Below are 15,102 nucleotides of genomic sequence, written 5' to 3' on the forward strand. Positions count from 1 at the left end.
AAATTTGATAAATCTTTCTTTTCATTCTTCTTTTTGTAGTTTTATAGTGGAATGCTATTTTTCTTATTTCACCTACTGTATAATAAGAAAAAAGTACGAAAAGAGGTTATCTCATGCTAGAGGTTATTGCAACTTGTTTAGAAGATGTGAAGCGAATTGAAAATGCTGGTGGAAATCGAATTGAACTCATTTCATCGTATACAGAAGGTGGTTTAACACCGAGTTATGCTTTTATAAAAAAAGCAGTAGAAGCAGTGCAAATACCAGTTCATGTTATGATTCGTCCGCATGCAAAGTCTTTTACATATACGGAAGAAGAAATTGAAATGATGAAAGAAGATATTGTAGTTGCTCAAAATCTTGGAGCTGCTGGTGTTGTATTAGGTGTGTTAAATGAACAAAATGAAGTTGATGAAGAGAAATTAGCAGATTTATTATCTGTTGTAGATGGAATAAATGTAACGTATCACCGTGCGATAGATGATACAGAAAATCCAGTAGAAGCGATGAAAGCTTTGAAGAAATTCAATAAAGTTACTCACGTGTTAACTTCAGGCGGACAAGGAAATGTAGTAGATAATATTCCGGTGCTCAGAGAGATGCAAAAGGAAAGTGAAGGGAATATACAGCTTGTTGTCGGAAGCGGAGTAACGAAAGAGAATGTAAAACAATTGCTAGATGAAACTGGAATTACGCAGGCGCATGTAGGTACAGCGGTTAGAGAAGGTAAGTCATGTTTTTCTGAAATTGACCTAAAGTTAGTACAAGAATTAGTTGAAGTAATAAAGTGAAACTTTAATCAGTGGGGGTTTTGTCCATCCCCCACTGATTATTAGCCTTCACCAATCGGGTTTTTACGGGCAGTTGATTTCCCACCTAACTCCCTCGCATTCGCCAAATTTTGATGTGGGAGTCTTACTGCCCGTTAATACGGGATAAAGTAAGTATTTAAGAAAGAGGAGAGACGATGAAGACAAATACGAAGAAAGAATTGATCTCATGGATTAAAACGATAGGTATTACCCTTGCGATTGCCTTTATCGTTCGTGGGGTGCTATTTACGCCGTCATTAGTACAAGGTGAGTCGATGATGCCAACTTTAGAAAATAATGAGCGAGTTCTCGTGAATAAGATTGGTTATAGTATAAGCGGGTTAGACCGTTTTGACGTTATCGTCTTCCACGGAAAAGAAGGGTACGATTTAGTAAAACGAGTAATTGGTTTACCAGGTGATACAGTTGAGTATAAAGATGATGTTTTATATGTAAACGGAAAAGCGATGGAAGAACCGTATTTAAAAGAATTTAAAGAAAAGGCAGCTGGCCGTGTATTAACTCCTGATTTTACGTTAGAACAAATCACAGGAAAAACGAAAGTGCCAGAAGGCCAAGTGTTTGTTTTAGGAGATAATCGTGAAGTATCTAAAGACGGTCGTATGTTTGGGTTTATTTCAGAAGATGAAATTGTCGGAAAAGGACAAGCTGTTTTCTGGCCATTGAAACAAGTGAGAGCGTTATAAAGTAAAGCAAAAGTATGGGAGAAATATTCTTCCATACTTTTTTGTTTGTGAAAAATATATTGATAGAATTGAAAGAATATTTTATAATTTTAAATTATAGGTTTGTTTCGAAAAACGGAATTTAAGTTCCGAAATTCGGAACTTAAAGGAGATAGGATGAGTATAAATAAAACGGCAGTTAAGACAATGGATATTTTGGAGTTGTTTTATGAGCATGAGGAGCTAAGTTTAACAGAGATGGTTCAGCTTACGAATATGCCGAAAACATCTGTTTATCGTTTAATTGGCTCGTTAGAAGAAATGGACTTTTTACAAAAAACAGAAAAGGGAAAGTATCGTCTCGGAGTCGTTTTTTTACGATTTGGTCAACTTGTTTCACAAAGGTTATCCGTAAGAAATATTGCGATACCTTATATGAAAGAGCTTAGAGATAGTTTAGGGCAAGCAGTAAATTTAATTATTCAAGATGGTAATGATGCAATTTATGTTGAAAAAATGGAAGGAGCTCAGCCGGTACGTGTTTATACGGCGGTTGGAAGAAGGGCACCGCTTTATGCGGGTGCATGTCCGAGAATTTTGCTATCGTATTTTTCTGAGGAAGAGAAAAGAAAGTACGTAGAGGAAACAGATTTAAAGCAGTTTGCGGATGGAACGATCGTGAATAAGGAGAATTTGTTAGAAGTATTACATATGGCGAAAAAAGAAGGGTACACAATTAGCTACTCTGAATTAGAAAATCATACAGCGGCTATAGCAGCACCAATTTTTGCAAGTGATGGAACGGTTGTAGCTGGCATTAGTATTTCGGGATTAGCAATTGAGTATAGCGAAAGTAACATTTCATATTTTACTGCGAAAGTGAAAGAAACAGCATACCGCATTTCGAAAGAACTCGGCTTTTGGGCATAGAAAGAGGGAGTGGGATGAAATTTTCTGCGTTAGGGGATCAAGCAATTATTGTTACATTTGGTGAAGAAATTGGGATGGATATATACGAAAAAGTACAACGATTATTTCAAGCGCTGAGGCGGCATCCGTTTGCAGGAATGGTTGAATGCGTTCCGTCGTTTACTTCATTAGCGGTGTACTACAATTTGTACGAAGTATGGAAGCAAAACGAGAGAAGTGAAAGGCCATATGATCACGTTTGCCAGTATATACAGGGGCTGTGTGATTCTTATAAAGAAGAAGTGAACCGAGATGTGAAACATATTTCTATACCGGTGTGTTACGGGGGAGAATATGGACCTGATTTAGAAGAGGTTGCATATTATCAAGGATTACAAGTAGAGGATGTTATTCGAATACATAGTGAAACAACATATTTCGTGTATATGTTAGGTTTTACACCTGGGTTCCCATATTTAGGCGGATTACCGAAAGAACTAGAAACACCTAGAAAAGAAACGCCGCGGTTACAAATTGCTCCTGGTTCAGTAGGTATTGGCGGAAATCAAACAGGTATTTATCCGCTTGAAACACCAGGAGGCTGGAATATTATCGGCCGAACACCTATTTCTCTATTTAATCCAAAAGAAGAAACACCAACATATATTCAAAGTGGTATGTATTTACGATTTATACCAATAACAAAGGAAGAGTACGTATCGCTTGAGGGGGCTAAAGAATGGATGTAGAGGTTTTGCATGCAGGAATGTTTACAACAGTCCAAGATTTAGGACGATCTCATTATCAACAATACGGTGTACCTGTTGGCGGGGCTATGGATAAAAACGCGCTCAGGATGATTAATATGTTAGTAGGTAATGAGGAGAATGAGGCTGGACTCGAAATTACAATAATGGGACCTAAGTTGTTAATCAAGAAAACGACTTTGCTCGCGATTGGTGGAGCAGATATGGAACCGTTGTTAAATGGAGAACGCATTCCATTATGGCGTCCCGTATTAGCTGAAGAAGGAAGCATGCTTTGTCTCGGAAAAGCGAAAAGCGGTTGCAGGGCGTATGTGACTTTTGCGGGTGGTATAAATATTGATCGTACGATGGGAAGTAAAAGTACTTACATACGTGCTGCTCTTGGCGGTATTGAAGGGAGAATGCTGAAAAAAGGAGATTATTTTCAAATTGGTACAGGGGCAGAAGTTGGGAGTCGTTTCATTCGAAATTTACAAGAAGAAGAGCGTATAAAAACGAAGTGGGCAATTTGTAACAATACTTTACCAAAATATAAGAAGCAGCCTATTCTTCGCGTCATAACAGACTTTGAATATGATCAATTTACAGAAGAAAGTATAAAGTCGTTTTTTTCGAAAGAGTATAAAGTGTCCAAGTATGCTGATCGCATGGGATATAGGCTTGACGGAGATGTTTTAAATAGAGTTGAAGAGATAGAAATTTTATCGAGCCCAGTTACATTCGGAACAATTCAAGTACCGAATGGTGGACAGCCTATTATATTAATGGCGGATAGACAAACGACAGGTGGTTATCCGAGAATTGGAAATGTAATTTCAGTAGATTTACCTCTTCTAGCGCAGCTGAAACCAGGAGACTATGTAACTTTTGAAAAAATAACTATGGAAGAAGCTGCACAATTATATATAGAACAGGAAACAAGTATGAGTCTATTAAAGAAATTCATCGCTTTACGAAGCTGAGATTAGGAGGAAAACATCGTGACTACAATCGATTTAAACTGTGATTTAGGAGAAAGTTTTGGAGCTTATAAAATGGGAAATGATGATGAGATTCTTCCGTTCGTTTCCTCTATAAACGTTGCTTGTGGTTTTCATGCTGGTGATCCGGCCGTTATGCGGCAAACGGTTGAAAAAGCTCTGGGACATAATGTAGCAATAGGAGCACACCCTGGATTTCCTGATTTAATTGGATTTGGGAGAAGGAACATGCATGTTTCAGCAAGTGAAGTATACGATTATGTTTTATATCAAATTGGCGCATTAGAAGGATTTGTTAGAGCTGCCGGAGGGGAAATGCAACATGTAAAACCGCACGGTGCCTTATATAATATGGCGGCAACTGATTCGGAAATTGCGGATGCAATCGCAAAGGCAATTTATCATATTAACCCTGGATTATTACTTTACGGATTAGCGAATAGTGAGGCATTTATAAAGGCAACAGAAAAATATAATATAACTCTCGTACAAGAAGCTTTTGCTGATCGCACGTATAAGCAGGATGGAACTTTAACGAGCCGTACAGAAGAAAATGCTCTTATAAAAAATGAAGATGAAGCAATAAAACAAGTACTTCAAATGGTGAAGGAAGGGTATGTAGAAGCAGTTAATGGAGGAAAAGTAGCAGTTCAAGCGCAAACGATATGTTTACACGGGGATGGAGAGAAAGCAGTCCAATTTGCGGAAAAAATATACAGAACATTCGAACTTAATAGTGTTTCTATAAGTGCACCGAAATAATAAATGAGGGGAAGTGCTGGAAATGATTAAATTAATTGGGATACTACTTGTTGCAGTTGGGTTTTTATTTAGACTAAATACATTGTTAGTAGTTATGGTTGCGGGTATTGTTACTGGTATGGTTTCAGGCTTAAGCTTTTATGATGTGATCAGCATGTTCGGTAAATTTTTCATAGAAAACAGATATATGTCTATGCCAATCATATTAACTTTACCGGTAATCGGAATTTTAGAGCGTTACGGTTTAAAAGAAAGAGCAGAAGCACTTATAACGAAATCAAAAGGAGCAACAACTGGAAGAGTATTAATGTCATATTTTACGATAAGAGAATCATCAGCAGCACTTGGACTGAATATTGGTGGGCATGCGCAAACAGTGAGACCGCTAGTTGCGCCAATGGCAGAAGGAGCTGCACAAGGTAAATATGGTAAACTCCCTGAAAAATTGAGAGAAAAGATTAAAGCAAACGCAGCAGCTGCGGAAAACACAGCTTGGTTTTTCGGAGAAGATATTTTTATCGCAACTGGTGCCATTTTATTAATGAAAGGATTCTTCGATTCAGTAGGTATGCATGTCGGTGTATGGGATATGGCGCTTTGGGGTATTCCAACTGCGATATCGGCACTTATTGTGAGCTGGATTAGGTTTAGAAGGTTTGATAAGTATATAGAGAAAACAATGAAGGCAGAAGAAAAACAAGAGAAGGAGGCTATATAAGGTGAACATCATAACAATGGATACAATTTATTATGTATTAGGTATAATCGTTGCATTTATCGCTGTTCGTATTGCATTTGATCGTGAACATCCAAACCGATTTGGTTCTAGTTTATTTTGGGCATTGTTTGCAGTTACATTCATATTCGGAAATGTAATCCCTTCGTTTTACGTTGGCTGTATTGTGCTCGCTATGGTCGTTTTAGCTTCATTAAATAAAGTAACAAAATCTGAGGAGAAAGAAGTACCAGTGCAAGAACGTGTGAAGCATGCTGAGAAATTAAAGAATAAAATTTTTATGCCTGCACTATTAATACCTATTTTTACGATTATCGGTACGTTAACGTTAGGAAAAATCAAATGGGGAAATGTCGCACTTGTTGATCCTGATAAAGTAACATTAGTTGCATTAGCGTTAGGAGCATTACTCGCATTCGTTGCGGCGATGCGTATTACAAAAGCGAAAATAACAACGCCTGTTCAAGAAGGAAGTAGGTTATTACAAGCGGTTGGTTGGGCAGTTATTTTACCACAAATGTTAGCAGCACTTGGTGGTATTTTCGCGAAGTCTGGCGTGGGACAAGTTGTTTCTGATTTAGTCGGACAAGTGTTACCGACAGAGTATCCATTCGTTGCTGTTATGGCGTATTGTTTAGGAATGATGTTGTTTACAGTCGTAATGGGGAATGCCTTCGCGGCGTTTGCAGTAATTACTGGCGGAATTGGCTTACCTTTAATTGTACAAATGCACGGAGGGAATCCAGCTATTATGGCAGCACTCGGTATGTTTGCTGGATATTGCGGAACGCTGCTTACTCCAATGGCGGCAAACTTTAATATCGTACCTGCGATGCTTTTAGAATTGAAAGATAAGAATGCTGTCATTAAGGCGCAAGTACCAATTGCTCTGTCCATTTTCATTATAAATATGTTTATAATGTACGGCCTTGTATATCGTTTCTAATGAGGAGAGTGAAACTATGAAAACAGTATTATTAACAGGATTTGATCCGTTCGGCGGAGAAAGCATCAACCCAGCTTGGGAAGTCGCAAAAAGTTTACATGAAAAAACAATCGGAGAGTACAAGATTATTAGTAAACAAGTTCCAACCGTATTTCATAAATCAATAAGAGTATTAAAAGAGTATATAGAAGAGTTGTCGCCTGAAATTATTATATGTATTGGACAAGCTGGGGGCAGACCAGATATTACGATAGAGCGTGTAGCAATTAATATTGATGATGCAAGAATTGCTGATAATGAAGGGAACAAGCCGGTGGATATGCCGGTTGTAGAAGAAGGACCTATTGCGTATTGGTCTACACTTCCGATGAAAGCAATCGTGAAAAAACTTCGCGAAGAAGGTATACCGTCATCCGTTTCACAAACTGCAGGTACATTCGTTTGTAATCATTTATTCTATGGTCTCATGCACGAACTAGAGAAACATGATAAGAAAATAAAAGGTGGATTTGTTCATATTCCGTTCTTACCAGAGCAAGCGAGCAATTATCCAGGTCAACCGAGTATGTCACTTTCTACTATTAGTAAAGGAATAGAATTGGCAGTTGAGGTAGCGACGGAAGTGGAAGTAGATATTGTAGAGTGCGGGGGCGCGACGCATTAAGTAAAAAGCATGTTAATTAAAGAGGGCTGATGAGGCCCTCTTTGTGTGTTTGTATTTTGTAATTGAAGATGCAGTATAGAATATAAAGGGAAAGGTTGCAATGGGAGTATTCTAACAAATATGGAATTGTTCCAAATAAAAGGCAACTTTTTAAATAGTTTCTTAATGATGTAGAATTTTCGTCTATATGAATGGATAAAAAGTTAAGTTCTGATAAACTCAAAGACATACAAAGTAATGATTTTAAAATGGTGTGATAAAAATATCACACCATTTTTATGTAAAACAAACAGAGTGAATTTTTGCCATTAGTAAAGTATAACTGGGTAAGAGATAATCATCAGAATTGTTAATTGTACTATGATTTTTCAAAACTGATAAATTTAAATATAAGTACGGTAAGAATGCGATATTTATCTAATTAGATAAATAGTCAGCTCTCTTACCAAGTTGCATTAGTCTATTAGGTATGTTTTGTTTTCCTAGAAATATCATTGCTCCAGCATATAGTATATTGCGTTTGTGTGGAGATTGCTATGGTTATACAAAAAAAGAGTAACCCGTTTGGCTACTCTTCACATAGAAACTTGTATTTGTTCATTTCAATAAGAGACCGTTATTGAAGTCCCTTCATGAAATTTTGGATTTTTGATGATAATGAAAACAGCAGGATGCTAACTAAAATGGAGATAGCACCAATAACACCAAAGTAAATTGCTTCTGTTGCAGGATTATACAGTTTAACAACTTGGGCATTTATTGCTTGCGCAGACGCAGTTGATAAGAACCATAAGCTCATGGTTTGCGAAGAGAAAGCAGCTGGAGCCAGCTTCGTCGTTATTGATAACCCTGAAGGAGATAAACAAACTTCTCCAATTACAATTAAAAAGAAGCTAAGGACTAACCACATAGGATTCACTAAAGAGTGAGTACCGTTGATTAAAGCCGGAATAATCATAACTAAGAATGATAAACCTGCAAATAGCAATCCAATAGCGAATTTTTTTGCCGTTGAAGGCTGCTTCTTGCCTAACTTTATCCAAACCCATGCAAAAATCGGGGCAAGCGTTACGATAAAGATTGGACTTAATGATTGGAACCAAGCGGAATGCAATGTAATTCCATTGAACTGTAATTGAGTTCGTTGATCCGCGTATGTCGCTAAGATAATAGCACCTTGTTCTTGTATAGACCAAAATATTGTAGCTGCAATAAAGAGTGGTATATACGCAAGAAGACGAGATTTCTCTACTTTTGTTGTTTTAGGACTACGATACATATAAATGAAATAATAGGCTGGAATAACAATCCCTAAGATACTAATCAGGAATGTAAAACGATTTATAGTTAACAACCCAGTTGGAATTGTAACCACACCTAGCAATGTTAATACAACCAGACCAACACTGAAATACTTAATAGTCTTTTTTCTTTCCGAATCTGATAATGGATTAGGTACTTGCGTACCGACTAGACCAAGGTTTTTCTGTTTTGTTCCAACAAATACCCCTAATCCAATTGCCATACCAATTGCCGCAACTCCAAAACCAAGGTGGAAATTATATTGCTGACCTAATGTTCCGACAACTAAAGGTGCAAGTAAGGCACCTAAGTTAATACCCATGTAGAATATACTGAACCCTGAGTCACGACGCGCATCTGTTTCACTGTATAAACTTCCTACGATGTTCGATATGTTAGGCTTTAACAACCCTGTTCCTAGAACTAAGAAGACCATAGAGATAAATAACGCACTTTTACTACCCGGTAAAGCTAAAATAAGATGGCCAATCATAATTAAAACGCCACCAAAGAATACGGTTTTACTTGGACCAAATAAACGATCCGATATCCATCCACCGATAATACTAGACATGAACAGTAAGGAACCGTAAATTGCCATTATCGAGGTTGCGGTAGATTGATCAATTCCTAATCCACCTTTTGCGACCGAATAGTACATATAATACAGTAAAATAGCTCTCATTCCGTAATGAGAAAACCTTTCCCAAAACTCAGTGAAGAATAAAGAGAATAATCCTTTTGGATGCCCAAAAAATCCTGTTTGAGGAATACTTTGAACAAGTTCGTTTTTTTCTTTCATAATGTTAATATTACCCCTTATTAATTTTTGATATTATACAAGTATAACTTAAGAGGCTCCCAGTAGTCCATAACTATCTAAGCCCATCGATGAAGAAAAGCATCCTTCTGGCTGCTTTCTAAATGAATTGAAAAATCGTCATTTACTCATTAGACACACCTTTCACTGAATCTACCTCTAAACAATCCAGAATTGATTGTGAGAGTGCTTTAGCTACTAAGAATGCTACGCCATTACCAACAAGTGTATATTGTTGACTTAATGGTATATGAGGCGGAATAACGTATGTATCTGGAACACTCATTAATCTTAAGCATTCTCGAACGGTTAACCTTCTATTTTCTTGCGATTGTACAACACCTACTGTAAACAACTGGTATAATAAGTATAGGAATATACATAGAGGTGATTTTTGTGCAGCAATTTGAAGAAGTACGTTCAATTTTAGAAAAAGCGAAGAAAATTACAGTATTAACAGGGGCTGGTGCAAGTACGGAAAGTGGAATCCCTGATTTTCGTTCAGCAAATGGATTATATGCTGATGCGAATGTAGAGATGTATTTGTCGAGAGGCTATTATAATAGAAATCCGAAAGAGTTTTGGAAGCATTATAAAGAAATCTTTCAAATTAATACGTTTCATCAATATAAACCAAATCGTGGGCATCGCTTTTTAGCCGAGCTAGAAGAACAAGGAAAAGATATAACGATATTAACGCAAAATATTGATGGTTTGCATCAAGTAGGTGGTAGTAAACATGTAATTGATTTACATGGAACACTGCAAACTGCGCATTGTCCGAAGTGTAAAACGGGATATGATTTACAATATATGATTGATCATGAAGTGCCGCGTTGTGAAAAATGTAATTTTATACTAAATCCAGATGTTGTTTTATACGGAGATACACTGCCGCAATACCAAAATGCGATTAAACGTTTATATGAAACAGATGTGCTTATCGTAATGGGAACGTCACTCAAAGTACAGCCTGTCGCTTCATTCCCGGAAATCGCAAAGAGGGAAGTAGGCGCAACAACAATTTTAGTAAATGAAGAATTAACAGGACAAGAATATAATTTTGATTTTGTTTTTCAAAACAAGATTGGCGAATTTGCCAAAGGGTTATCTTCGATTAAATAAGTTTTTGTTTTCGTAAAGAAACTGAGGTGAATGATGTCACCTCAGTTTTTTGTATGAATTATATTCATGTTATTGCTTATCAAGGGGAATGGTAATAAATAGGGTATAAAATACAAAAACTGAAAATTAAATCTTTTATTTCTTTTGTAATTAATATAAAATTCTATATATAGCATATAAATAAATTTAATACATAATGATTTTTGCGTAGAAATGTTAATAGAATGAAGCGAGGGAGCAAAATGAGACAGAAAAAGGAGAAGCAGAAACAGTCGAAAAAGAAAAAGACTCATATTCCATTTCGGTTAAATGTACTATTTTTTATCGTTTTTCTTTTATTTTCAGCTATTATTATTCAATTAGGTAAAGTACAAATCATTGACGGAGAAACGTATCGAAATGAAGTGAATAAAAAGGAAGATGTAACGGTGAGTACTCCAGTTCCGAGAGGGAAGATGTTTGACCGGGAAGGGAAAGTTATTGTAAATAATAAACCGTTACGAACTGTTACATATACGAAGATGAAAGGAGTGGACTCAAAAGAGGTTTTAATAGTGGCAAGAAATTTAGCAAAGCTAATTGAAATGCCGCAAGAAGATATGGACAAGTTAACAGAGACAGATAAAAAAGATTTTTGGATGCAGTTAAATGAAAAGCGTGCAGCAACAAAAGTAACGAAAGAAGATGAGAGTAAATTTAGGAAGCAGGAAATAGAAGGGAAAGACTTAGATAAGAAAGTAGAAGAGTTGAGACGAGAAAGAATTACACAAGAAGAATTAAACGAGCTTTCGAAAGAGGATATAGAAGTACTAGCAATTAAAAGCAAAATGAATGCGGGATATAAAATGACGCCGCAAATCGTCAAAAAAGATGTCAGTCAAAATGAATATGCAGTAGTGAGTGAAAGATTATCGATCTTGCCAGGCGTAGATACGACTGTGGATTGGGAGCGCGAATATCCAAATGACAAAATACTACGTTCTGTACTTGGTAGTGTTTCTACTGAGAATGAGGGATTACCGAGGGAGCAATTAGACTATTATTTAGTGCGAGATTATAACCGAAATGATCGTATTGGTAAGAGTTACATCGAAAAACAATACGAAGATATGTTACATGGAACGAAAGAACAGTCTAAAAATATTACGGATAAATCTGGAAATATTATTCGAACTGAAAAAGTGACAAAAGGAAAAAGTGGAAATAATTTAATGCTAACAGTTGATATGGATTTGCAGAAAAAAGTGGAGGAAAGTCTTGAAAGGAATTTAAGGGCATTTCATTCTTCTGAACCGATGATGGATCGTGCATTCGTCGTTATGATGAATCCGAAAAATGGTCAAATTCTATCATTAGCAGGAAAGAAATTTGTAAATAAAGACGGCGGGATACAAATAGAAGACTACGCTTTAGGAACGATGATAAGTTCTTACGAGTTAGGATCAACGGTGAAAGGAGCTACGGTATTAGCGGGATATCAAACAGAAGCGATTAAGCCATATACGCATTTTTTCGATGCACCAATGTACTTTAAAGGAAGTTCGAAGCCGAAGAAATCGTGGAAAGACTTTGGAGATATTGATGATTTAAGAGCATTGCAAGTTTCATCCAATGTCTATATGTTTAATACGGCGTTAAAGATTGCGGGGATTGATTATGTACCAAACAATCCGCTAGATATTAAACAAGAAGCGTTTAATAAAATGCGCTATTACTTTAGACAATTTGGTTTAGGTGTGCCAACCGGTATAGATTTACCGAATGAATCGATAGGTCAAATGGGTAGAACCGATAATATACCAGGTTTTTTACTTGATTATGCCATTGGACAATATGATACATATACGCCGCTGCAACTTGCGCAATATATGTCAACGATTGCAAATGGTGGTTACCGAATGAAACCACAAATTGTACAAGAAATTAGAGAGCAACCAAATAGACCAGAGGAAGTCGGAAAAGTCATTCACTCGATGGAACCAGTCGTGTTAAATCGAGTGGATATGGATCTGTCCTATATAAATCATGTGAAAGAAGGATTTAGAAGAGTTTTCCAGGAGGTTGATGGGACAGGTACTGGAACTTTTAAAGGATTACCTTATAAACCGGCTGGAAAAACAGGAACAGCAGAAACAGTGTACGGTGGAGAAAGTGATATTGGAAGAGATGAAAACAACTATCGAAAAAAATGTTATAATTTAACTCTCGCCGGGTATGCGCCATATGATGCTGATCCGGAAGTTGCTTTTTCTGTTGTTGTGCCATGGGTAAATAATGATAAATCAGGTATTAATTCTGCAATTGGTAAAGAAATTTTGGATGCATATTTTGATTTAAAAACGCAGAGATCGGGTGTAAGTCCAGTCCCAGTAACACAATAGCCGAGTAAGGCACAGTAAAAAATTCAAATTGTAGTATATCACTGCGCAAATGAACAGGTGCAGTGATATATTTTTGAGTTAAAAAGTGTTTTGATAAGGTGGGAATGGATATGAAAGAGGAGATTAAGAGAGGTTGGGGAAAGTACATACTATTTATATTTGTCCTAGTAGTAACGTACCAGTCTTTCACTTTATGTAAAGTGGAAGGAAAATCAATGCAGCCAACTTTACAGGAAGAAGACTACGTATTTGTAAATAAAGCTGCGGTACATTTTTCTAGCTTACAGCACGGAGAAATCGTCATTATTAAGGAAGAGGATGAGTCGAAATATTATGTGAAACGCGTAATAGGACTTCCTGGTGACGTAATTAACATAACGAATGGAACTGTATACGTAAATGACAAAAAGCAAGAGGAACCTTATATAAATAAAGATTTATATAATAATACACAAGTGTTTTACAACTTTCAGAAGACAAAGATTCCGCCAAATAAGTTATTTGTAATGGGAGACAACCGTGAACATAGTAAGGATAGCCGAAATGGTTTAGGTTATATTGAAGAAGATAACGTTATTGGCAAGGTGGAATTTATATATTATCCTTTTTCGAAAATGAAAATACTAGACTAGTTTAGTATTTTTATTTTATTTTCCTCAAAAAACAATCAATGAATTAGATGGACCTTTTAACCTACAGGTGCTCCTATAGAGAGGATGATAATTTAAGTTAACGGTTAGGAAATAGAAAGGATATGATGATATGTATAAGTACACAATATGTTTCATTAGAAAAGGGGATAACATACTCCTTTTAAATAGAAACAAAAAGCCAACAATGGGAATGTGGAATGGCGTTGGAGGGAAAATCGAGGATAATGAGACTCCATACGAAGGAATAATTAGAGAAACGTTTGAGGAAACGGGTATAGAGCTTCAAAGTGCAACTTATAAAGGGAATGTTATCTTTAAAGATAAAGAAGAGCCTCAGGATAGTGAGGGAATGTATGTATTCCTTGCTGATTTACCAGATGGAGTACATATTGATACGCCAGTAAGCACAGATGAAGGTATATTAGAATGGAAGTCAATTGATTGGATATTAGATGGTGATAATAGAGGTGTGGTTAGCAATTTGCAAAGATATTTACCAAGAGTATTAAAAGAAGAAAACAATTTAGAGCATATATTTACGTATGATAATCGGAATATTATTGAGTACACAACTGCTGTTTTGAAAGAAGATGATACGAAAAAACGATATGAAAAACATCTCATTTCTCAATAGGAAAAGATGCGTTAAAATACTAAGAAAAAGCCAAATTCCAATAAAGAATTTGGCTTTTTGCAAGGAATGCTAATTCAAGTTTTACTCAACATAATTCGCTTTTATAATAAAGCGGTGTTGCTTTACATCAAAATAACCTTTTTGTAAGATGATTTCATGTATATGATACAATTCCTCGATATAGCTGTCTACAGTAAAATCAGGAATTTGCCACGGAATTGCTTTTAAGTAATAGACAACAGCACCGACATCATAAAAACGCTGAAGAGGGAACTCTTCCTTCGCCTCTAAAATAGTAAATCCATTCTCCTTTAGTTCATTACATGCCGTTTTGAGTGACCAACTTGAAAAATCGCTATTCAGCGGTGTGCCAAACTGCTCATTAAGATCAGCACAATCAAGACCACCGACTTGTTGTGTAAGAAATGTTCCATTGGTGGAAAGAATTCTTTTCACTTCAGAAGCAGAATAGGATTCATGTTGATTCATAATTAAATCAAACTGACCATCTTGAAATGGTAAAGCAGTATCATCAGTCACTTCTACAACTGTAACCCCTAAAGGTTCTAATTTCTTTCGCGCAATTGGTACGTTCGGAGAGTAGCCCTCAGTCGCATAAATAGTTGGCGTGAACGGTTGTAACATAGATAAAAACTCTCCGCCGCCAGTACCCATATCTAGCATTGATTTTGCACGTTGCATAAGCTGGAAAGCGGTGCTACCGTACGACCATGATAAAGGCTCGCTATTCATACGGCCAGTTTCTGAAATGAAAGAAAAATCCCAGCCGCTAAAGTTGGTCTTTGCACTTTCTAATAGTGCTGAAAATAATGGGTCACGTTTCATATTATGTCCTCCTATTTCGTTAATGAATGATATAGTAAGAAAAAAGAAATGGAGGACCTCTCGTAAAGATGAAGCGGTT

General features: G+C 36.5%; 16 protein-coding genes. 13 read left to right on the forward strand and 3 right to left on the reverse strand.

Features of this window, described 5'->3' with window-relative positions:
• Nucleotides 1-113: 113 nt before the first annotated feature.
• From ACE38F_RS13230 to pcp, 9 genes are all read left to right on the forward strand, one after another.
• Nucleotides 114-791, forward strand: coding sequence for a copper homeostasis protein CutC (locus ACE38F_RS13230; RefSeq protein WP_375371226.1), 678 nt, complete (start codon nt 114-116; stop codon nt 789-791).
• A 176-nt stretch (nt 792-967) separates the two neighbouring features.
• A complete protein-coding gene (lepB, locus tag ACE38F_RS13235; RefSeq protein WP_002110627.1) occupies nt 968-1,519 on the forward strand; it encodes a signal peptidase I in 552 nt (183 codons plus the stop codon).
• A 156-nt stretch (nt 1,520-1,675) separates the two neighbouring features.
• Entirely contained in the window at nt 1,676-2,428 is a 753-nt protein-coding gene (locus ACE38F_RS13240) for an IclR family transcriptional regulator (RefSeq protein ID WP_078174755.1), read from the forward strand.
• Between the two features lie 14 nt (nt 2,429-2,442).
• Nucleotides 2,443-3,156, forward strand: a complete 714-nt coding sequence (gene pxpB / locus ACE38F_RS13245; protein ID WP_078174754.1) for a 5-oxoprolinase subunit PxpB — start codon at nt 2,443-2,445, stop codon at nt 3,154-3,156.
• A complete protein-coding gene (locus ACE38F_RS13250) occupies nt 3,147-4,136 on the forward strand; it encodes a 5-oxoprolinase subunit C family protein (RefSeq protein ID WP_375371225.1) in 990 nt (329 codons plus the stop codon). Before pxpB ends, ACE38F_RS13250 begins: the two co-directional genes overlap by 10 nt.
• A gap of 18 nt (nt 4,137-4,154) precedes the next feature.
• On the forward strand, nt 4,155-4,916 hold the full coding sequence (gene pxpA / locus ACE38F_RS13255; protein WP_375371224.1) for a 5-oxoprolinase subunit PxpA: 762 nt from the start codon (nt 4,155-4,157) through the stop codon (nt 4,914-4,916).
• A gap of 22 nt (nt 4,917-4,938) precedes the next feature.
• Complete coding sequence (locus tag ACE38F_RS13260; protein WP_000593391.1) at nt 4,939-5,634, forward strand: DUF969 domain-containing protein; 696 nt, start codon at nt 4,939-4,941, stop codon at nt 5,632-5,634.
• A 1-nt stretch (nt 5,635) separates the two neighbouring features.
• Complete coding sequence (locus ACE38F_RS13265) at nt 5,636-6,598, forward strand: DUF979 domain-containing protein (protein ID WP_033707001.1); 963 nt, start codon at nt 5,636-5,638, stop codon at nt 6,596-6,598.
• Nucleotides 6,599-6,614: 16 nt separating this feature from the next.
• Complete coding sequence (pcp, locus tag ACE38F_RS13270; RefSeq protein ID WP_375371223.1) at nt 6,615-7,262, forward strand: pyroglutamyl-peptidase I; 648 nt, start codon at nt 6,615-6,617, stop codon at nt 7,260-7,262.
• A 616-nt stretch (nt 7,263-7,878) separates the two neighbouring features.
• Here the strand turns inward: pcp and ACE38F_RS13275 are convergent.
• Nucleotides 7,879-9,366 (reverse strand): peptide MFS transporter, encoded by a 1,488-nt coding sequence (locus ACE38F_RS13275; RefSeq protein ID WP_375371222.1) that lies wholly within the window; start codon nt 9,364-9,366, stop codon nt 7,879-7,881.
• A 142-nt stretch (nt 9,367-9,508) separates the two neighbouring features.
• A complete protein-coding gene (locus ACE38F_RS13280) occupies nt 9,509-9,808 on the reverse strand; it encodes a DNA cytosine methyltransferase (protein WP_462782402.1) in 300 nt (99 codons plus the stop codon).
• On the opposite strand from ACE38F_RS13280, the gene ACE38F_RS13285 reads away from it, so the two are divergent.
• The 4 genes from ACE38F_RS13285 (at nt 9,781) to ACE38F_RS13300 (ending at nt 14,177) form a co-directional block, all read left to right on the forward strand.
• Nucleotides 9,781-10,509 (forward strand): NAD-dependent protein deacylase, encoded by a 729-nt coding sequence (locus ACE38F_RS13285; RefSeq protein WP_375371221.1) that lies wholly within the window; start codon nt 9,781-9,783, stop codon nt 10,507-10,509. The two genes, ACE38F_RS13280 and ACE38F_RS13285, sit on opposite strands and share 28 nt — an antisense overlap.
• 224 nt (nt 10,510-10,733) lie before the next feature.
• Nucleotides 10,734-12,890 carry a peptidoglycan D,D-transpeptidase FtsI family protein gene (locus tag ACE38F_RS13290; protein ID WP_375371220.1) on the forward strand — a complete coding sequence of 719 codons (2,157 nt, stop codon included), beginning with the start codon at nt 10,734-10,736 and terminating at the stop codon, nt 12,888-12,890.
• Between the two features lie 110 nt (nt 12,891-13,000).
• Nucleotides 13,001-13,522, forward strand: a complete 522-nt coding sequence (gene lepB / locus ACE38F_RS13295) for a signal peptidase I (RefSeq protein WP_070146696.1) — start codon at nt 13,001-13,003, stop codon at nt 13,520-13,522.
• Nucleotides 13,523-13,652: 130 nt separating this feature from the next.
• Nucleotides 13,653-14,177: an NUDIX hydrolase gene (locus ACE38F_RS13300; RefSeq protein ID WP_215553508.1), complete on the forward strand. Its 525-nt coding sequence runs from the start codon at nt 13,653-13,655 to the stop codon at nt 14,175-14,177.
• 81 nt (nt 14,178-14,258) lie between these two features.
• On the opposite strand, the gene ACE38F_RS13305 is transcribed toward ACE38F_RS13300, so the two are convergent.
• The gene (locus ACE38F_RS13305) at nt 14,259-15,023 is read right to left on the reverse strand and encodes a class I SAM-dependent methyltransferase (protein WP_375371219.1); all 765 of its coding nucleotides are present in this window, start codon (nt 15,021-15,023) and stop codon (nt 14,259-14,261) included.
• Nucleotides 15,024-15,102: the final 79 nt, after the last annotated feature.

The organism is Bacillus altaicus (assembly GCF_042136375.2).
Taxonomy (GTDB): Bacteria; Bacillota; Bacilli; order Bacillales; family Bacillaceae_G; genus Bacillus_A; species Bacillus_A cereus_U.